Source organism: Allobosea sp. 05T433, assembly GCF_056396065.1.
In genome coordinates this window covers 62607-81713 of record NZ_JBFTKS010000022.1, presented here as the reverse complement: position 1 = coordinate 81713, position 19107 = coordinate 62607, and the positions used below count along the sequence as shown (strand labels likewise).

The 19107-nt window shown below is 66.0% G+C and carries 15 protein-coding genes; 4 read left to right on the top strand and 11 right to left on the bottom strand.

Annotated elements, in window-relative coordinates:
• Complete coding sequence (locus AC1DGP_RS25375; RefSeq protein WP_476775954.1) at nucleotides 1-1569, bottom strand: ABC transporter substrate-binding protein; 1569 nt, start codon at nucleotides 1567-1569, stop codon at nucleotides 1-3.
• A gap of 448 nt (nucleotides 1570-2017) precedes the next feature.
• Here AC1DGP_RS25375 and AC1DGP_RS25370 point away from each other — a divergent pair, with 448 nt between their 5' ends.
• From AC1DGP_RS25370 to AC1DGP_RS25360, 3 genes are read left to right on the top strand one after another with little or no spacing between them, the layout of a single operon-like run.
• Nucleotides 2018-3268 carry an MFS transporter gene (locus AC1DGP_RS25370; RefSeq protein ID WP_441507374.1) on the top strand — a complete coding sequence of 417 codons (1251 nt, stop codon included), beginning with the start codon at nucleotides 2018-2020 and terminating at the stop codon, nucleotides 3266-3268.
• Between the two features lie 11 nt (nucleotides 3269-3279).
• The gene (locus AC1DGP_RS25365; RefSeq protein ID WP_476832640.1) at nucleotides 3280-6453 is read left to right on the top strand and encodes an amino acid adenylation domain-containing protein; all 3174 of its coding nucleotides are present in this window, start codon (nucleotides 3280-3282) and stop codon (nucleotides 6451-6453) included.
• On the top strand, nucleotides 6438-7196 hold the full coding sequence (locus tag AC1DGP_RS25360) for a 4'-phosphopantetheinyl transferase family protein (protein ID WP_441507372.1): 759 nt from the start codon (nucleotides 6438-6440) through the stop codon (nucleotides 7194-7196). Before AC1DGP_RS25365 ends, AC1DGP_RS25360 begins: the two co-directional genes overlap by 16 nt.
• A 191-nt stretch (nucleotides 7197-7387) precedes the next feature.
• On the opposite strand, the gene AC1DGP_RS25355 is transcribed toward AC1DGP_RS25360, so the two are convergent.
• From AC1DGP_RS25355 to AC1DGP_RS25335, 5 genes are all read right to left on the bottom strand, one after another.
• A complete protein-coding gene (locus AC1DGP_RS25355; protein ID WP_441507371.1) occupies nucleotides 7388-8230 on the bottom strand; it encodes an IclR family transcriptional regulator in 843 nt (280 codons plus the stop codon).
• 100 nt (nucleotides 8231-8330) lie between these two features.
• The gene (locus AC1DGP_RS25350) at nucleotides 8331-9536 is read right to left on the bottom strand and encodes an amidohydrolase/deacetylase family metallohydrolase (RefSeq protein WP_441507370.1); all 1206 of its coding nucleotides are present in this window, start codon (nucleotides 9534-9536) and stop codon (nucleotides 8331-8333) included.
• A 1-nt stretch (nucleotide 9537) separates the two neighbouring features.
• Nucleotides 9538-10410 (bottom strand): ABC transporter permease, encoded by an 873-nt coding sequence (locus AC1DGP_RS25345; protein WP_441507369.1) that lies wholly within the window; start codon nucleotides 10408-10410, stop codon nucleotides 9538-9540.
• Nucleotides 10410-11351: an ABC transporter permease gene (locus tag AC1DGP_RS25340; protein ID WP_441491320.1), complete on the bottom strand. Its 942-nt coding sequence runs from the start codon at nucleotides 11349-11351 to the stop codon at nucleotides 10410-10412. The genes AC1DGP_RS25345 and AC1DGP_RS25340 overlap by 1 nt, the downstream gene beginning before the upstream one ends.
• Nucleotides 11352-11413: 62 nt before the next feature.
• Nucleotides 11414-12937, bottom strand: coding sequence for an ABC transporter substrate-binding protein (locus tag AC1DGP_RS25335; RefSeq protein ID WP_441507368.1), 1524 nt, complete (start codon nucleotides 12935-12937; stop codon nucleotides 11414-11416).
• A 59-nt stretch (nucleotides 12938-12996) separates the two neighbouring features.
• Here AC1DGP_RS25335 and AC1DGP_RS25330 point away from each other — a divergent pair, with 59 nt between their 5' ends.
• On the top strand, nucleotides 12997-13410 hold the full coding sequence (locus AC1DGP_RS25330; protein WP_441507367.1) for a GNAT family N-acetyltransferase: 414 nt from the start codon (nucleotides 12997-12999) through the stop codon (nucleotides 13408-13410).
• 111 nt (nucleotides 13411-13521) lie between these two features.
• Here AC1DGP_RS25330 and AC1DGP_RS25325 read toward each other — a convergent pair whose 3' ends face one another.
• From AC1DGP_RS25325 to AC1DGP_RS25305, 5 genes are read right to left on the bottom strand one after another with little or no spacing between them, the layout of a single operon-like run.
• Nucleotides 13522-14403: an ABC transporter permease gene (locus tag AC1DGP_RS25325; RefSeq protein ID WP_113511875.1), complete on the bottom strand. Its 882-nt coding sequence runs from the start codon at nucleotides 14401-14403 to the stop codon at nucleotides 13522-13524.
• A gap of 3 nt (nucleotides 14404-14406) precedes the next feature.
• Complete coding sequence (locus tag AC1DGP_RS25320; RefSeq protein ID WP_441479972.1) at nucleotides 14407-15348, bottom strand: ABC transporter permease; 942 nt, start codon at nucleotides 15346-15348, stop codon at nucleotides 14407-14409.
• Nucleotides 15349-15351: 3 nt separating this feature from the next.
• On the bottom strand, nucleotides 15352-16473 hold the full coding sequence (locus tag AC1DGP_RS25315; RefSeq protein ID WP_441507366.1) for an ABC transporter ATP-binding protein: 1122 nt from the start codon (nucleotides 16471-16473) through the stop codon (nucleotides 15352-15354).
• On the bottom strand, nucleotides 16470-17486 hold the full coding sequence (locus AC1DGP_RS25310) for an ABC transporter ATP-binding protein (protein WP_441507365.1): 1017 nt from the start codon (nucleotides 17484-17486) through the stop codon (nucleotides 16470-16472). The genes AC1DGP_RS25315 and AC1DGP_RS25310 overlap by 4 nt, the downstream gene beginning before the upstream one ends.
• Before the next feature lie 44 nt (nucleotides 17487-17530).
• On the bottom strand, nucleotides 17531-19051 hold the full coding sequence (locus tag AC1DGP_RS25305; RefSeq protein ID WP_441507364.1) for an ABC transporter substrate-binding protein: 1521 nt from the start codon (nucleotides 19049-19051) through the stop codon (nucleotides 17531-17533).
• Nucleotides 19052-19107: the final 56 nt, after the last annotated feature.

The following is a 19107-nucleotide window of genomic DNA, read 5'->3' as shown; positions in this document are numbered from 1 at the left end:
TCAGCGGAGATCGGCCACGGCCGCGTCGGTCAGGCGCAGCGTGATCCCGGTATTCGGCTCGAAGCCCTGCACATTGCTGCGCCAGAGGTTGAAGCTGTGGACGGCTCCGATCCAGGTCGACGGCGAGTCCGCCGCCAGGATCGCCTGCATATCGGCCAGGATCGGTCCCAGAGACTTTTCGTCGTCGACACGGAAGCTCTCGGTCAGAAGCGTATTGAGCCGCTCGTTGCTGTAGCCGGAGCTGCGCGTCATCACCTGGTTCGGTGTATAGATGCCCTGAATGATGAAGGTGGGATCGGAGGGACCGATGACCGCCATGAGCGCGGAGGTCTGGTTGCCGCCAAAAACCTGCTCGATGAGTTGGCCGGTCTCGAGCGGCTGGAGTTTGACCTTGATTCCGAGCCGGGCCAGCGATGCCTGGATGAAGAGGGCCGCGTCCGCGACGTCCAGCAGATAACCCTGCGACGAATAGAGCAACTCGAATTCGGCCCCGGACGCATAACGGGATTTGGCGAGATGAGCCTTCGCTCTTTCCAGGTTGAAGGCCAGGTCTTCAGCCGCCTTGGCATTGTACCACCAGGCCGAGGCGGGAGCGGGCACTGCCGAGGGCTCGACCAGACCGTTGAAGATCTTCTCGGCGATGGTCTTGCGATCGGTCGCCAGCGAAACCGCCTTGCGGAAATCGGGGTCGTCGAACGGTGGCTTTCGGGTGTTGTGGATCATCAGCATCATGCTGCCGAGCGCCGGACGGCTCGCCCCGGTGATGCCCTGCGCCTTGGCCTGCCGCAGTCGCAGATAGTCGCGGACCGGCGGCGCCCCGATGATGTGGACCGATTTCGACATCAGCGACGCGATGCGGGCCGCCTCCTCGGAGACGATCCGCACGCGCAACCGGTCCCAGCCCGGGAGATCCTTGCGCCAGTAATTCGGGTTGCGGCGGAACTCGACGACATCGTTGGACCGCGCGGAGACGAAGATGCCGGGCCCGGTTCCCAGGCCCTCAGGCCTCTGCTGGAAGATCTCGTTGCCGTATTTCTCGCGGCTCCCGGCCGGAAAGATACCCATGTATTTGGTCATGTAGTCGAGGAAGGGCCGGAACGGCGCCTTCATCTTGAAGCGCACCTTGTGGCGCGCCAGGATCTCGACGGATTCGATATTCGTCCAGACCGAGCGCCGCAGCGCCTTGTTAGCCGGGTCGAGAATATAGTCGTAGCTGTACTTCACGTCCTCGGCCGTGAAGGGCTGTCCGTTCTGAAACGCGACGTCGTCCCGCAGCTCGAAGATGTATTCGGTCCGGTCTTCAGAGATCGCGGGCAGCGACTTTGCAAGCAGTGGCCGCCGCCGCCCCTCCCCGTCGATCTCGATCAGGTTCTCGAAGATGAGCTGATTGACCACCATGGCATCGTGGTTGCCCTGGTTGATCGGATCGAAGGTCGACGGGTTCGAAGGGATAGCCACGACCAGGGATCGCTCATCCGCCGCCTGCGCCGGGAATGGCAGCCCCAGCCCGCCAACGGCTGCCGCCCCGCCCCGGAGGAAAGCACGGCGATCGAGAGAGTCATAAATCATGGCAATTCCCTCGTGGAAACGTTTCCATCTTTGGTGGAAACGTTTCACCAAGAATCCTCCTTGTCAAGTGGCCTGCCTCGCGGGTCCGCACATGTGCTCGAACGGCCCATGCCCGCCACGGGCGGGAGCAGCCAATCCCGATCGCGGCACGACCAGAGCAAAAATCGACGGAGCGACAGCTCCGGAACGGTTCAGGCGAACCGAGCCAGCCCTTTCAAGAGAGCCACCCTTGAGAGTGCGGCTCGGCTGGAGTTTGCGCCTTGACCTTTGCGACAGATCACAACAGATGGGCGTGTGAATGTTTTCATGACGTAACGTTTCGAACATTCGGTAGTTCAGGCGTTGCCGGTTCCGGATGGATAGGCAGATTTGACGTCATGATCCTTGGCCGGGACGAGCCCTCCCCTGCACGATCCCGGCACGGGGCGCAGCCGTCGCGAGTGCCGGCATGACGACGCTCTCCATGATCCTGCGCGTCGGCCCCCTCCTTGCCATCATCCTGATCGACAGCATCGGCTACACGATCGTCGTGCCGGTCCTTGCCGCGGCGCTCATCGGCGATCAGCCCCTGATGATGGCGGCAGCGCCTGCCGGCCTGCGCTATCTCGTCTATGGCGTCGCGCTCGGCCTCTACGAACTCGTCATGCTCTATGCCGCGCCGGTGCTCGGAGAGATCTCAGACCGCATCGGGCGAAAGCGGATCCTGATCCTTTGCATGCTCGGCATGGCCTTGAGCTTTGCGCTGATCGGCGGCGCCATCGCCTATAATCTCGTCGCCTTGCTGCTGATCGGCCGCTTCATCGGAGGGACCACGGCAGGCAGCCAGGCCGTCGCACAGGCCGCTGCCGTGGATGCGAGCAGCAGCCAGACGCGCGCGCTCACGCTCAGCCTCTGCCTGTTCGCGTCGTCGCTCGGCTTCATCGTCGGCCCGCTGATCGGCGGCGCGTTCTCGCATGATGCCGCTGCTGTCCTGAGCGATTTCATCCTTCCGATGGCCCTGACCGCCGGTGGCGCCCTGATCGGCCTCGTCCTGATCGCGACGACATTCCAGGAGGCACGCGAACCTCCCGCGCAGGCCGACCCGACGCCGATCAATCTGCTGATGGGAGTGGCGGGGTTTCGCGCGGCGCTGCGCGATCCTGCCATCCGCCATCTGATGCTGGTGTTCGGCCTGATGCAGACCGCCTGGGGAACCTATTTCCTGTTCCTGCCCAGCCTGGTGCTGAACCGGTTCGGCGAGGATGCGGGCACCATCTCATTGCTCATGGCCACGCTCGGCATCGGCTTTTGCATCGCCTACGGCCTCTGTCTGCCCGTGCTCGAGAAGCGGTTCGACCCGCGCGCCATCGCGACATGGTCCTTATGGAGCACCGCCGGGCTGATCGCGGCCTCGCTCGCCGTCCCCCGCCTCGACCTGCTCTGGATCATCGCCTTTCCCACGGCAATCACCGTATCGGTCGCCTATGGTGCGATCATCACCCTGTTTTCCCGGTCCGTCAGCGATGATCGCCAGGGCTGGGTCCTCGGGATCGCGATCGCGATCAATGCGCTCGTCTGGGGCCTGTCTTCGATTCTCAACGGCGCCCTGAGCGCGATCAGCTATCTCGCGCCGTTCGGGCTGTGCCTCGCCACGCTGGCTGCCAGCGCGTTCCTGATGTCATCGCCAAAGGCATCGCCTGCCGCTACGCGCCAGATTTGACGGGGATTTCCATGTTCCACCGCATTTTCGAGGATACGGCGCGGCGCCTGCCCACGGCACTGGCGATCAAGGCCGGTGAACGGCGGCTGAGCTATGCCGAGCTCGACGCCTGGGCCCACGAGATCGCCACAGCCATCCGTCAGCTCCTGCCCGCCGGCGAGAGCACATCCGAGGCAAGGCTGATCGGCCTGTGCATGCCACGCGGCATCGCGGCTGTCGCGGGCATCCTCGGCATTCTCAAGGCGGGATGCGCCTGGGTGCCGCTTGATCCGTCCTATCCCGAGGACCGCCTGCGCTTCATGCTGGAGGACGCAGCCGCGCCCGTGGTGCTGACGCTGGACGCGACACATGATGCGGCCTTCCTCCGCGAATCCGGCTGCGCGCTCCTGAATCTCGACAGGCCCCTGCCGGCAGCGGGCAGCGTGCCGGCGGCACCGCCCGATGATCCCGAGCGCACGGCCTACGTCGTCTACACCTCTGGTTCGACCGGCCGACCCAAGGGCATTCTCGGCTCGCATGCCGCGATGCTCAGCCGCTTTGAATGGATGTGGCAGGAATTCCCGTTCGAGAGCGGCGAAATCTGCTGCAGCAAGACCGCGCTCAATTTCGTCGACTCGATCTGGGAAATGCTCGGCGGCCTGCTGAAGGGCATTCCCAGCGTCGTCGCCGATGATGCGACAGCGCGCGATCCGTTCCAGCTGCTGCAGCTTCTCGCCGATGAGCGCATCACGCGCCTCATCCTGGTGCCATCCCTGCTGGCGGCCCTGATCGAGGCTGCCCGCGCCACCGGCACTCGCCTGCCCCATCTGCGCTATCTGACATCGTCAGGCGAACTGCTTCCGAGCGACCTTGCCCGCCAGGTCACGGAACTCGGCGAGAGCGTCACGCTGATCAATCTCTACGGCTCCTCGGAGGTGGCGGCCGACGCCACCTGCTGCACCGTCACCCCCGCTGCATTGACGGGCAAGATCGTCTCGATCGGCAAGCCGATCGGGCGGATGCGCGTCCATGTCGTCGACGACCATCTCCAGCCCGTCGGTCCCGGCGTCGCGGGCGAACTCTGCGTCTCAGGCCCAGGGCTTGCGAAAGGCTATCTCGGACGCCCGGACCTGACCGGCCAGGCCTTCATTCCCAATCCATTCGCAGAGCCCGGCGAGCGCGAGCATGCGCGGCTGTTCCGGTCCGGAGACATGGTCTCGACCCGGCCCGATGGCGAACTCGACTATATCGGCCGCAAGGATTTCCAGATCAAGATCAGGGGCTTCCGCATCGAGCCCGGCGAGATCGAGACGACGCTCGCAGCCCATCCGAAGATCCGTGCCTGCGCCGTCAGCGCCGCGGAAACGGCGGGAKGACGGCAACTCGTCGCCTTCTGCGTCTTGCCGGCCGCCGACAGCTTCGACAGCACCCTGTCCAGCGAGTTGCGCCGATTTCTGCTGACGCGCCTGCCCGACTACATGGTGCCTTCGCGCTTCATCCAGATCGGGGCGCTGCCGCGGCTTCCCAACGGCAAGCTCGATCGCAACGCCCTGACGGTGACCGACGAGGTCCCCGCCGTGGCGGAAGCCGACGCAGCCTCGACCGAGATGGAGCGCCGCCTTCTGGCGATCTGGAGGGCGGTGCTCGGGCAGTCCCGCGTCGGCATGGACGACAATTTCTTCGAGATCGGCGGCGATTCCATCCAGGCTTTTCGCGTTGCGGCGCGTGCGAGAGCCGATTCCGTCGTTCTGACGCCGGCCGATATCCACGACTATCCGACGATCCGCGCTCTCGCCGCCCTGCTCGAGGGCAGGACGAGCGTTGCCAGCGCATGGACGACGCCCGGCGCGGTCTCGCCGCTCAGTCCGATGCAGAGCTATTATTTCACCTGGGCCAGGCCGAACCCCGACATGTTCAATGTCGGCTTCATCACCCGTCTTGGCGCCATGCTCGACCCGCCCCTGCTGCAGGGCGCACTGCATGACGTCGTCGCCCATCACGATGCGCTGCGCCTGCGCTTCACGAAGGGCACGGAGGGCCACTATGCGCAGCACTATATCGCGCTTCCGGAGGCCCAGCGCGTCCCGGTGCACGTGCTTGCATTGCCCGCAGCGCCCCTTGAGACGCAGCTCGGCTTCATCGGCAGCGAGATCGAGCGGCTGCACGCGACGCTCGACATTGCAAACGGCCCCGTGATGACGGTCGCCCTGTTCGCCGATCCAGCCGGCAGCAACCACCATCTCTTCCTGACGATGCATGAGCTCGTCACGGACGCCCTGTCCCTGCAGGTCACGCTCGAGGATCTGCGCACCGCCTATGATGCCCTCGAAGCCGGCAAGCCCGTCGTGCTCCCGGCCAAGACCACGCCCTATCACCAATGGGTGGAGCAGGTGATTGCCTATGCGCGAAGCCCGCAGGCCGAGGCGCAGCTCGATTACTGGATCGGCGAGGCGAGCGGCGCCCTGCCCTTCCCGGAGGATGCGCAGGTCGAGGGAGCATTGCAGCGCGACATCGACAGCCATGGCTTCGAGGTTCTCGATGCAGCCGCGATGGCAGGCCTGCGCGAGCGGCTGGGCGGCGCGGCTCAATCGACCATGATCCACGCCATCGTCGCCAGTCTCGCCGTCACGGCCAACCGGTTGTCGGGCCAGCGCAACCTGATCTTTCACAAGGTCGCCCATGGCCGGGAGAGCTGCATCCGCGCTGCCGATCCCTCGCGCACGGTCGGCTGGTTCATCACCCACACGCCGATCACCGCCCGCCTGCCCGATGGCGAGCTCGACAGCGAGCCGGCGCTCGCTGCAGCGCTCGAGGCGGTCGCGGCGCAGTACCGCGCCATCCCCGACAATGGCATCGGACACAGCGCGCTGCGCTACTATTCAAGCGATCCGCGGGCCAAGATCCTGGCGCGCGAGGACAAGGTGCGCACGTTGTTCCAGTATATCGGCAATGTCTGGGAGGATAATTACGACGGCGTGCGCTTCCTCCCACCCGACCCGTCGCTGATGGACGTTCCCGATACGGTCGCGGCAGGCAACCTCGCGGACTACCATCTGCACGTCTATGCCTATGTGATGGATGACTGCTTCCGCATGAAGTTCTTCTATACGCGCCCGAATTACCGGAGCGAGACCATCCTTGCGATGGCGGAGATCTTTACCGGGTCGATAAAAGCCATGCTGGTGCCGGGATGGCGCGCCAACTGACGCTGGCGAGCGACACCGCGGACGGGCACCTCCTGCTCGCCCGGACACAGCTGCCCGAATTGATGGATGCGCTGCCAAAGGGCGCGCAGGGCAGCGTGCACCTGCTCAGACTGGCGCAGATCGCTCGTCGCGATTGGGCCTTGCTGATGGGATTGCTGGACGCGGCGGAAAGGCAGCGCGCGGCACGTTTCCGGTTCGAGGGCGACCGGGATGCCTATATCGCGGCCCATGGCCTGCTGCGGCTCGCCATCGCGTCCCGGCTGGGAGCCAACCCTGCAGAGCTGCGCCTCAGCCACCAGCCAGGTAAGAAACCCGCCCTGATCTCAGAAGATCGGTCCGATGCTGCCGTTCCGGCGATCGATTTCTCGCTGTCGCACACACGCAGCTGCGTTGGCTGCATCGTTGCCGAGGGGATCAGCGTCGGCATCGATATCGAACCGACGCGCGATCCGCCCGCCCAGGGTGAAGGCCCGCTCTCGCCCCAAGAGATCGCGTGGCTGCGCACAAGGCCGCCCCGGTCTGCCGCAGCCGAGTTCACCAAGCTCTGGTGCCGCAAGGAGGCGCTGCTGAAGTCGCTCGGGTCGCGCGAGCCGATGAGCATGAGCAGGTTTTCCGCCATTCCGGGGCAAGCCATCGCGCTTCCAGCGGGAAGCGGTTTTCCCGCCCAGGACATCAGCGTCACATCGCACCTGACAGATGACGGCATCCATATCGCGATCGCAGTGCGATCCGCCGTCCGCTAATCTGAGGCCGATCAGCGATGCCCGGATGCGTGGGGCTTTCCGCAACGGGGAACAGGGCGAGACGATCCGGATGGCGGCCGAATAGGCGTGCGCCCCGGGGCCTCATGCCCTCGGTTGATCCTTCGGAAGGGACAAGAAACGGCCGCGCCTCGGGGCGCATCCCGCAAGCGCAACCGCGGCGCGAGTGGCCTTCAGCCGCTTTTCCGACCAGCGGCGAAGTGTCCGACGCGCCAGCCGAGCTTGTCCTCGATACGCCGTGCCGCCGTCTTCACCGCCTCGACGAAAGTCAATTGCTCCTCGTTGACGCGGAACTCGGGCAAGACGATCGAAACAGTGATTGGGCAGGCGCCGGCCTCGTCCAGCACCGGCGCGGCGATACAGGCGACCGCATAGTCGGACTCGCCCGCCTGGATCGACAGGCCTGCGGCGAGCGCGTCGCGCGATTGGGCGAGCAGGACGGTGGGGTCGGTGACGGCGCGCCCGGTCGGCGATGCCTTGGCGCTCTTGCGGAAAAGGGCTGCCCGCTCCGCCTCGTCCAGGCCGGCGACCAGCAGGCGGCCAGAGGCGGTCCAGTTCAGCGGCACGCGCGTGCCGACGCGCGAGGTGATGACGAAGTGCCCCGGGCCCTCGGCCATCGCCTCGACCACCATCATGCCGCCGTCGCGGCCGCAGATCTGGACGGTCTCGCCGACTTCGCGCGCCAGCACATGCATCTCGTGCGTCGCCACGGTGATGACCTGGAGATCGCGCGCATAGGCGAGGCCATAGTGGTAGAGCCGGGGACCCAGCCAGACGCCGCCTTCGCCGGTGCGCGTCAGCAGGCTCTTGTCGAGCAGGTCCTCGACGATGGCATAGATGGTCGATAGCGGCGCGCCGATCGCACGGGCGACCTCATAGGCGGTCTGGGCTCGCCCCTCCTGCTGGAGATGGTCGAGGATCTGCACGGCGCGGTCGATGCCGCTGACGCGCGAACGCCGCGGCCCGGTGCGCCCTGGCTCGTCTTCGCTCGACTGCGTCGTCGTGGCTTTCGTCATGTCCGGGCTTTCGATACCTGCCGCGCGCTGTTTCCACGGCGGTGCCCCACTGCAGTTTCGGGTGGGCCTTGCAAACCGCGCGACCTTACCGGCACCTTCGTCAACGCCAGGACAGGCCGTGGCTGTGCCGGACCAGCCGGCGCGGGCGCGGCACGTAGCGGCTGGCCGCGATCGCTTCCGCGCCGATCACCGCGTAGCGCGGCTCGAACAGCCGCGTCAGCTGCGAGACGTCGCCGTTCGAATCGGTCGCCTCGAGATCGCCATCGACCAACTCAAAGATCGTGAAATCGGCCCTCTCGCCGATCGTGAGCCGGTCCGTCATCGCCAGCTTGATCACCGAGGCCGGGGCGTGGGTCACCGCCTCGACGATGGCGTCGAAGGGCATGCCGACCGAGAGCAGCTTCGACATCGTCGTCGCGAGGTCCCAGACCGGGAAGTTCATGCAGCGGTTGTGCAGGTCCGTCGAGATCGAGAACGGCATCAGCCCGCGCTTGATCGCGGCCTCGGCCACCTTGAAGGAGAAGGAGGCGCCGCCATGACCGATGTCGAGGCGGACACCCCGCGCGGCGCAGCGCTCGGCGAGGGTGAAGAGGTCCTCGTCCTCCATCAGGCTCGATCCCGCCTTGCCGTTGAAGCAGTGCGTGACGACGTCGCCCGGCCCCAGCGCCTCCAGCACCTCCTCGTAGAGGGCTGGCGGCTCGCCGACATGGACCATCATCGGCAGTTTCAGGATCTTGGCGATCTTCTTGCCGAGCTTGACCGGCGTCACGCCCCAGGAGCCGGTGATGACATGGCTCGCCCGGACCTTGATGCCGACGATATGCTCGCTATTCTCCGCATAGCATTCGAGGATGCGGTCGAGGTCGATGTCCTTGATGTCGCGCAGTTCCGACACGCGGTTGCAGGCGACGAGCCCGATCGAGCCGAGATTGAGGAAGGCCTTGATCCGCTCGCGCGCCGGCTCGATGACGTATTCGCGGAAACCGTGGAAATTCGCCTCGCCGGCCGAGCCCGCATCGACCATGGTCGTAACGCCGCGCGCGGCCCCGCAGTCGCTAGGCCTGAGCGAGATGTCGGTGCCGCCGTGCCAGACATGGACGTGCAGGTCGACCCAGCCCGGCGAGACGAAGGCGCCCTTGCCGTCGACGCGCAGCGCGTCGGGCGGTGCTGGCAACGCCGGGCCAATCGCGGTGATGTTGCCGTCGCCGCCGACGAGGATGTCGATCGCCGCAGCGGGGATCGCCGGGCCAAAGGCGACCGGCCTCACATTCGCGATGAGGAGAGGTTGTTGCGTCACGAACGTCATCTCAGAGATCCTTCCGCAGCCGCGGATCGAGCAGGTCGCGCAGGCCGTCGCCGACCATCTGCAGGGACAGCACGGCGAGCACGATGGCGAGGCCGGGGAAATAGGTCATCCAATCCGCCTGGCCGATATATTGCCGGCCGGAAGCGATCATCGTGCCCCAGGTCGGGACATCGGGGCTGACGCCGAGCCCGAGGAAGGAAAGTCCGGCCTCGGCCAGCATGGCGCTGGCGAAGATGAAGGTGGCCTGCACCGTGATCGGCGAGACGATGTTCGGCAGGACATGCCGCGTCATGATCCGGAAGGTCGTGTTGCCGCAGGCTCGGGCCGCCTCGACATAGGGCAACTCGCGGATCACCAGGGTCGCAGCGCGGACGATGCGCGCCAGCCGTGGCGCATAGACGATCGCGAGCGCCACGATCACCGTCACAAGCGATGGACCGAGCGCCGCGACCAGCGCGATCGCCAGGAGGATGTCGGGGAACGCCATCATCGCGTCGATCAAGCGGGCGGTCGGCGTGTCGAGCCGCTTGAAGAACCCGGCCAGCAGCCCGAGCGTCACGCCGATCAGCGACGACAGGACGACGACGGCGGCGCCGACCGAGAGCGACAGGCGGCCGGCATAGAGCATCCGCGAGAAGAGGTCCCGGCCGAATTCGTCCGTACCGAACCAGTAGGTCGCGGACGGTGGCTTCAGACGGTTGACGATCGAGAGCCGGCCGGGCGCATAGGGCGCGATCAGCGGCGCCAGCGCCGCGAGCAGCACGAAGACGAGGAGGATCGCGAGGCCGATCGCCACTGTGCGGCGTTTCATCAGCTGTCGCAGGAAGGTCCGGCCGCGGCGCGGCGCCAGCGCATCGGGTGTGAGGTCGACCATCAGTAGCGCACCCTTGGATCGACCAGCAGATAGAGCATGTCGATCGCGAAATTGATCAGGACATACAGGCCGGCGATCACGAGCAGCGCGCCCTGGATCACCGGATAGTCGCGTCGCAGCACGGCCGAGACCACGAGGTTGCCGACGCCCGGCAGGCCGAACACCGTCTCGGTCACGACCGCGCCCGAGATCAGCACGGCGGCTGTCAGCCCGAGCACGGTGAGGATCGGGATCAGCGCGTTCTTGAGCGCATGGGTAAGGATGACGGCCTGCTCGCCCAGCCCCTTGGCCCGCGCCGTGCGGATATAGTCGTCACCGAGCACGTCGAGCATCGAGGCGCGGGTGAAGCGCATGATCAGCGCCGAGGAGACGAGCCCGAGCGCAACCGCCGGCAGGATCAGGTGCCGGATCCGTTCGATAAGGCTCGTATCGGGCCCGCCATAGCCGGAAACCGGAAGGATCTGCAGGCGCACGGCGAAGATCTGCATCAGGATCAGCCCGAGCCAGAAGCCGGGGATGCTCGCGCCGAGCATGGCGAGCGTCGTCGCCGCCTGGTCGAGGAAGGAGCCGCGCCGATAGGCGGCGTAGATGCCGACGGGCAGCGCGATGACGCTCGCGATGGCCAGCGACAGCAATGTCAGGAAGAAGGTCGGCTCGGCCCGCTCCAGCAGCGCGGAGGTCACCGGCATGTTCAGGAAGATCGACTGGCCGAGATCGCCGCGCAACAACTGCCCGACATAGAGCACGTATTGCGAGAGGATCGAGCGATCGAGCCCGAGCCTGGTGCGTAGATCTGCGACGTCCTGCGCCGTCGCATCGGGGCCGAGCATCACCGCGGCGGGATCGCCCGGCGTGACGCGCACGATCACGAAGACGATCGTGACGACGAGCAGCATGACCGCGACCATGCCGGAGATGCGTTGAAGGATGTAGCCGACCATGGCCCGACCGCCTCGTTGCTCGTCGACCGGCCGTGATCACACGGCCGGTCGACGAAGGGGGATCACTTTTTCAGGGTGACGTTCCAGAAATAGGGCCAGGGCGCCGGCACGACGCCGTCGAGCTTCGCGGATTTCGCGGAAAGCGCGTTGAAGTCGCCGATCTTGATGAAGGGCACCTCGTCATAGATCGTCTTCTGCACATTCGCCCACAGCACGGCCCGCTTGGCGGGGTCGGCTTCGGAGGTGAAGGCGTCGACGGCGGCCTTGCGGGCAGGCGTGTCCCACCAGCCGGGCGAGCTGGTCGACAGCGAGCCGATCAGCGCCGGTTCCGGCAGGAAGGGGCTGTGGGTGATGTAGATCTCCCACAAGGCCTTGTCGGTCCGCCGCTGGGTCAGGGTCGCCCAGTCGACGACCTGCATGTCGACGGTGAAGCCGGCGAGCTTCAGATACTCGGTCGCGACCTGCGCCATCTTGTAGTGGAACTCGTACTGGCGGCTGGTCAGGATGCGGATCGGCTCGCCCTTGTACCCGGCCGCCTTGGCGGCGGCCCTCGCCTTGTCGGCATCGCCGACATTGTAGTTCCCGGCGACGCCCGCATCGGTGTGCCAGACATAATCCGACGGATAGATGTCGCCGTCGAGCGCGTAGAACTCCGTGCTGCCGAACGCCGCGGCCAGCATGTCCTCCATGTTCAGCGCCATGCGGATCGCCTTGCGGACCGCGACGTTCTTCGCCGCGCCCTCGGCGGTGTTGAAGATGAAGACGGGATAGCCGAAGGGCTTCAGCAGGACGGGCTGCGAGGCCGCCCCCTTCAACCGGTCGATGGATTCCACGGGAATTGAATCGACATAGGAGTATTGGCCGGAAACGGCCGACTCGACGCGGGTATTCGCATCCGGAACCGGCACGAAGCGGACCTCGTCCAGCAGGGCGCGCCGCGCGCCGCCGTAGCCGTCGCCCTGGCCGTCGCGCGGCTTGTAGCCGGCGAAGCGGACGAGCTGGATGTACTGATCGGCCTTGCGCTCCTTCAGCATGTAGGGGCCCGTTCCGATGAACTCCTTCATCGGTTCGCTCTGCTTATTCGCCGGGATGATGATCGCGGCTGAGTTGTTGAAGGCGAGCAGCGAGGTCAACGGTGCATAAGGCTGCTTCAGCGTGATCACGAGCGAGGCCGGGCCGGCGGCCTCGACGCTCTCGATGAAGCCCGCCGCCTGCTTTCCGCGCGAGGCCAGCTTCATCCAGCGCTTCAGCGAGGCGACGGCATCATCGGGGGTCAGCTCGGAGCCGTCATGGAATTTGACGCCCGGCCGCAGCGCGATGGTGTAGCGCTTGCCGTCGTCGCTGATCGCGGGCAGCGCATCCGCGAGTAGCGGCGTCACCTTCCAGCTCTTGTCGAATGTGTAGAGGGTCTCGAAGACATGCTGGGTGATCGTGCCGACCAGATCGGCGGTCGAGACCATCGGGTCCAGGGTCGGCGGCTCGCCGACGGTCGCCACCGTGGCGATGCCCCCGGTCTCTTGTGCGAGGGCGAGCGACGGTCCGGTGAGCAGGCTGCAGGCGAGGAGGCATCCGAGCAGGCGTTTCATGGTCCCTCACATTCTTTTATTATGTAATACTATGTCTTATAACAGAATATCGACCCGCGATGAATGTCAACGCATGGCGTGCGTCGATGCTCAGCCGGGCCATTTCACCGAGGCGGCGGCGTGCCGGTTTCGGCGTTCCGCCAGCGGATCGCGTTGCTGCGCCGCACCGCTTCGCGTTCGGCGACGATGCGGCACCGGCACGGAAGACGGCCGGCTGGTCGGCCTGGGGGGAAGACGAACTGGAGCTCGGGTACGCCATCTCGCCGGAGCATCAGGGCTGCGGCTATGCCGTCGAAGTGGCGTCAGCGCTCTTGTCTGAGGCTCGTCGGCATCGGCTCCCACGGCAGTTGGTGGGGTTCGCACTGGAGAACAACGCGGCATCCAGACATGTTCTGGAGCGGATCGGCATGACCTTCGAAGGCGAGCGTGTCATCGGGGGCCTGCTGCACGCCTTCTATCGCGCAGCCGACTGAGGACAGACCCGAACCGGCGGCCGGGCGCCCGGCCCCCTCCTCCCGGATAGCGAAGCTTGCCCCCCGGACGCCTCCGCTCCTGCATGCCGCGAGAGCGGTGCAGCGCGTTGCTCAGCGCGCCCGCGGGTCGAGGGCGTCGCGCAGGCCATCGCCGAGCAGGTTGAACGACAGCACGGTTGCGAAGATGGCGATGCCGGGCCAGAGCGCCATCCAGGGCGCATTGCTCAGGAAGCGCTGCGCCGAATTCAGCATCGAGCCCCAGGAGGGCGCCGGCGGCTGCAGGCCGAGGCCGAGGAAGGACATGCTCGCTTCCGCAATGATCGCGGCTGCGATCGTCAGTGTCGCCTGGACCATGAGCTGCGGCAGGATGTTCGGCAGGATGTGGCGCACCGCGATGCGCCATTGCGGATTGCCGACCGCGCTTGCCGCTTCGACATAGTCCTCAGCCTTGATCGAGAGCACCTGGCCGCGCGTCAGGCGGATGAAGAGCGGCATGGCGGTGATGCCGATCGCCAGCATCGCATTGGTCAGGCTGGGCCCGAGGAAGGCCGCGAGCGCGATCGCGAGGATGAGGAACGGGCAGGCCAGCATCGCATCGGTGAAGCGGCTGATCAGGCCGTCGACCAGGCCGCCGAGAAAGCCGGCTGCGAGCCCGAGCGGCACGCCGATCGCCATGGCGATGCCGACCGAGGTCAGGCCTGCCAGCAGCGAGGCCCTGGCGCCCCAGATGATGCGCGAAAGCATGTCGCGGCCGGCCTCATCAGTGCCGAACCAGTGCGCGGCGGAGGGTGCCTTGCGCACCGCGGTCCAGCTCTGCGCCGCCGGGTCGTAGGGCGCCAGAAGCGGCGCGAAGACGGCGACGAAGACCATGAGCAGCACGACGGCGAGACCGACCAGCGCGCTCTTGCGCTTCGACAGGCGCCGCCACACGCGGCCGCGGAAGAAGTTCGCGACGGGATTGGCCGAAGGCTTGGGTTCCGAGATCGTCAGCACAGGTCAGCTTCTCAGTCTTGGGTTGACGAGGATGTATCCGATGTCGGCCAGCAGGTTGAGGACGATGTAGAAGAGCGAGGTCACGAGCACGACGCCCTGCACCACGGGATAATCGCGGGTGAAGACGGCATCGACGATCAGCTTGCCGAAGCCCGGGATCGTGAAGATCTGCTCGGTCAGGACCGCGCCGGAAAGCAGCGCGCCGAACTCAAGCGCACCAAGCGTGATGATCGGCGTCAGCGCATTGCGCATCGCATGCTTGAACACGACGACCCACTCACTGAGGCCCTTGGCGCGCGCGGTGCGAACGTAATCGCTTTCGAGCGCCTGGAGCATCGCGCTGCGGGTATGGCGCATGATGACGCCGGCGATCGCGGTGCCGAGCACGCAAGCCGGCATGATCGTCGTCGAGAGGTTCATCTTCAGATCCTCCCAGGGGCTGACGAAGCCCGAGGCCGGCAGCCAGCCGAGATGGACCGAGAAGAACATGATCAGCATGATGCCGAGCCAGAAATTCGGCACCGAGATGCCGGCAAGCGACGCGACATTGGTGGTGTAGTCGATGGCGCTGTTGGGGCGCAGAGCCGAAATGACGCCCGCCGTGATGCCGACCACGAGCGCGATCAGGATGCCCATGACCGCGAGCTGCAGCGTCACCGGCAGCTTGAGCAGGATCAGCTCGAGGACGGGGCGGTTATGGCGCATGGATTCGCCGAGATCGCCGGTCACCACGCCCTTCAGCCAGTAGAGATACTGGACGATCAGGGGCTGATCGAGGTGATACTGGGCGCGGATCGCGGCCAGCGTAGCCTCATCGGGATTTTCGCCGGCGAGCACGAGCGCCGGGTCGCCCGGCAGGAGATGCTGCAGCGAGAAGATGATCATCGACAGAAGGATGACCGTCGGGACGAGTTGCAGAAGGCGGCGTCCAAGAAGCGAAGACATGGGTCAGCCCTCCGTCACGGTCTGGGCCGGCCGCGCAGCCATGGCTTCAAAGGCCGCGAACAGCTTTTCGAGCTTCGGGTTGCGTGGTTCACGCGCAATCTCGGCTGCATCCTGTGCCGGCAGTTCGCGCCAGAAGGCGCAGGCATTGGCATGGCCGCCCGCTTCGACCTCGAGCACCATGCTCACGCTCTTGCAGGCCGGTCGCGCATGCGGGCAGCGTGTATGCAGCCGGCATCCTTCGGGCGGGGACAGCGGGCTCGGCAGATCGCCATGGAGTCTCGCCGCGCGCGAGCGCTGGTGGCTCGGCGGCGCCGCGACCGGAATGGCCGAGAGCAGCGCCCGCGTATAGGGGTGGCGCGGCGCGGCGAAGATCTCGTCGGAGGTGCCCATCTCGACGACCTTGCCGAGATACATCACGGCGACGCGATCGGCGATGTGCTTCACGACACCGAGGTCGTGCGAGATGAAGACGAAGGCAATACCGAGCCGCTTCTGTAGGTTCTTCAACAGGTTGAGGACCTGCGCCTGGATCGAGACGTCGAGGGCCGACACCGCCTCGTCGCAGATGATCGCCTTCGGCTCGGAGGCGAGCGCCCGGGCGATGACCACGCGCTGGCGCTGGCCGCCGGAGAATTCATGCGGATAGCGGTCCGCCTGTTCCGGGCGCAGGCCGACCATGTCGAGAAGCTCCGCGACGCGCCTGGCGCGCTGCCCGGCCGGCACGATGTCGTGCAGCATCAGCGGCTCGGCGATCGTCTGGGCGATCGTCATGCGCGGGTTGAGCGAGGCATAGGGGTCCTGGAAGATCAGCTGCACATGCCGGCGCTGTGCGCGCACGGCCGCGTGGCTGGCGTGGGTGACGTCCTGCCCGTCGATGAAGACCTCGCCGGAGCTGGGCTCGATCAGGCGCATCAGCAGGCGGCCGAGCGTCGACTTGCCGCAACCGGATTCGCCGACGATGGCGAGCGTTTCGCCGGGCATCAGCGACAGGGTCACGTCATCGACCGCGCCGACGGACGCGAGCGGGCGGCCAAACAGCGAGCGCTTGACGACGAAGCTCTTGCCGAGGCCGCGGGCTTCGAGGATCGGCTTGGCCGCGGGGGAGCTGGAGGCGCTCTGGATCATGGGACGAGGTCCTGCATGGGCGCACGCCAGCAGCGGCTGAAATGGCCGGCCGTGACCTCGATGAGGTCCGGCATCTCGGCGCAGCGCGCGACGCGGAAGGGGCAGCGCGCCTGGAAGCGGCAGCCCGAGGGCGGATTGGCCATATCGGGCACGGTGCCGGTGATGGCGACCAGCTGCTCGCGCTTTTCGTCGAGACGCGGTAGCGAGCCGAGCAGGCCGACCGTGTAGGGGTGCTGCGGGAAGGTGAAGAGATCCTCGACCGAGCACTGCTCGACGACCTGGCCGGCATACATGACGATGACGTCGTCGCAGGATTCCGCGACCACGCCGAGATCATGGGTGATGAGGATGATGGCGGTGCCGGTCTTCTGCTGCAGCTCGCGCATCAGCTCGAGCACCTGCGCCTGGATCGTGACGTCGAGCGCAGTCGTCGGCTCGTCGGCGATCAGCAGCTCGGGATCGCAGGCGAGCGCCATGGCGATCATCACGCGCTGACGCATGCCGCCCGAGAGATTGTGCGGATATTGATGGTAGCGGGTCTCGGGCGACGGAATGCGCACCAGCTTCAGCATGGCGATGGCGCGTTCTGTCGCCTCCTTCTTCGAGATCGGGCGGTGGCGCAGGATGACTTCGTTGATCTGCTCGCCGACCGTATAGGACGGGTTGAGCGAGGTCATCGGCTCCTGGAAGATCATCGCCAGCCGGTTGCCGCGCAGGCTGCGCATGCCTGATTTGCTCTCGTCGAGCAGCTCGCGGCCATCGAAATTGACGCGGCCGGAAATGCGCGCGCTGTGCTCGGGCAGAAGCCGCATCACGGCGAGCGAGGTCACGCTCTTGCCGCTGCCGGATTCGCCGACGATCGCCAGCGTGCGCCCCTTCCGGACCGAGAAGCTGACGCCGTCGACCGCAGTCACGGTGCGCGTGTCGCCTTCGAAGGCGACACGCAGGTTGTTGACGTCGAGGACGGACGCGGATGCGTCATCAGCCCGAACGGATCGGAGTGGGGTGCTCATCGCGTCCTTGGTACCGGTTCAGTTCTTGGTTCCTGGGTGCCGGCTCAGTTCTTGCGGCTGACGTCAGCCAGGCGGATGATGCCATCCGGAGCGGGCTTGAGGCCGGTGATCTTGGAGCTGTGCGCGAAGATCCACTGCGAGTGGTAGAGATAGACGATCGGCAGGTCCTTGAGCAGGATCGCGACCGCCTTGGCGTATTCGGCCTGGCGCGCGGCGGGGTCCCCGAGCGAGCGGGCCTTGGCGAGGATCGCGTCGAGCGCCTCGTTGCAATACTTGGCGTCGTTCGTCGCGGCGCCGCAGGAGAGCATCGGGGTGACGTTCAGGTCGGGATCGACGCGGCCGCTCCAGCCGACGAGATGCGACTGGAACTTGCCCTGACGGGCGACGTCGAGCAGCGTCATCAGTTCGGTCGGCTTGATCGAGACCTTGATGCCGATGTCCTGGACCATCGCCTGGATGAGCTGGGCGACCTGCTGGCGCTCGGCATCGGTGGGAACGAGCAGTTCCAGATTGACCGACTTCACACCGGCCTCGGCCATCTTCTTCTTGGCGGCGTCGAGGTCACGGGCCGGAACCGGGAAGCTCTTGTCGTAGAACGGGCTCGACGGCGGGAACGGCTGGTTGCCGATGCTGGCCTGGCCGTCGAAGACGACATTGCTGATGGCCTGACGATCGATCGCGAGGCTGAAGGCTTCGCGGATCGCGGCCTTCTTGCCGGCATCGAGATTGGCGCCATCGCCACCGATGCTGAAGGTGATGCCGTAATAGCCAAGGCCGACGACGGGATCGACGGCGAGCGCCTTGTCGGCCTTGACGGCGTCCACGTCGGTCGCTGCCAGACGCTCGATCAGGTCGAGCTGGCCCGAGCGCAGGTTCAGCAGGCGGACGTTGGAATCCGGCATGCCGCGATAGATCAGGCGATCGAACTTGTACTTCGCCGCATCGTAATATTGCGGGAATTTCTCGAGGACGATGCGGTCCTGGACCACGCGCTCGAGGAATTTGTAGGGACCGGAGCAGACCGGCGCATCGGTGAACTTGTCGCCGAGCTTTGCACCAGCCGCCGGGCTGATGATCATGCCGGCGCGGTCGCTGAGCGCGGCGAGCAGCGGAACCGAAGGCTCCTTGAGGCTGATCTTGACGGTGGTCGGATCGACGGCTTCGACGCTCTTGATCGCGCTGATCTCAGCCTTGCGCCGCGAGATCCCCGAGGTGAGCGCGCGCTCCAGATTGTACTTGATCGCCGCGGCGTCGACCTTGGTCCCGTCGTGGAAGACGGCATCGCTGCGCAGCGTCAGGGTCAGCACGGTGCTGTCTGCGCTCCATTCCCAGCTGGCCGCCAGCATCGGGATGATTTTGCCGTTCTGGTCGATGTCGACGATCTTGTCGCAGAGCGACTGCAGCACGTGGCGGCCGACGAAGCTCCAGTTGGACACGGGGTCGAGCGTATCAGGATCGTCCTGCAGGCCGATCTTGAGAACGGTCTGGGCGGCGGCGGGCGCCACCGTCACGGCCATGGCGCCGAGCGTCAGGCTGGCTGCGAGTGCAAGATAAGTCGGTTTCATCGATAGTCCCCTCTCCTGTTCCGGAATGCTTGTCTCATTGGGGTCAGCGGGTCGGG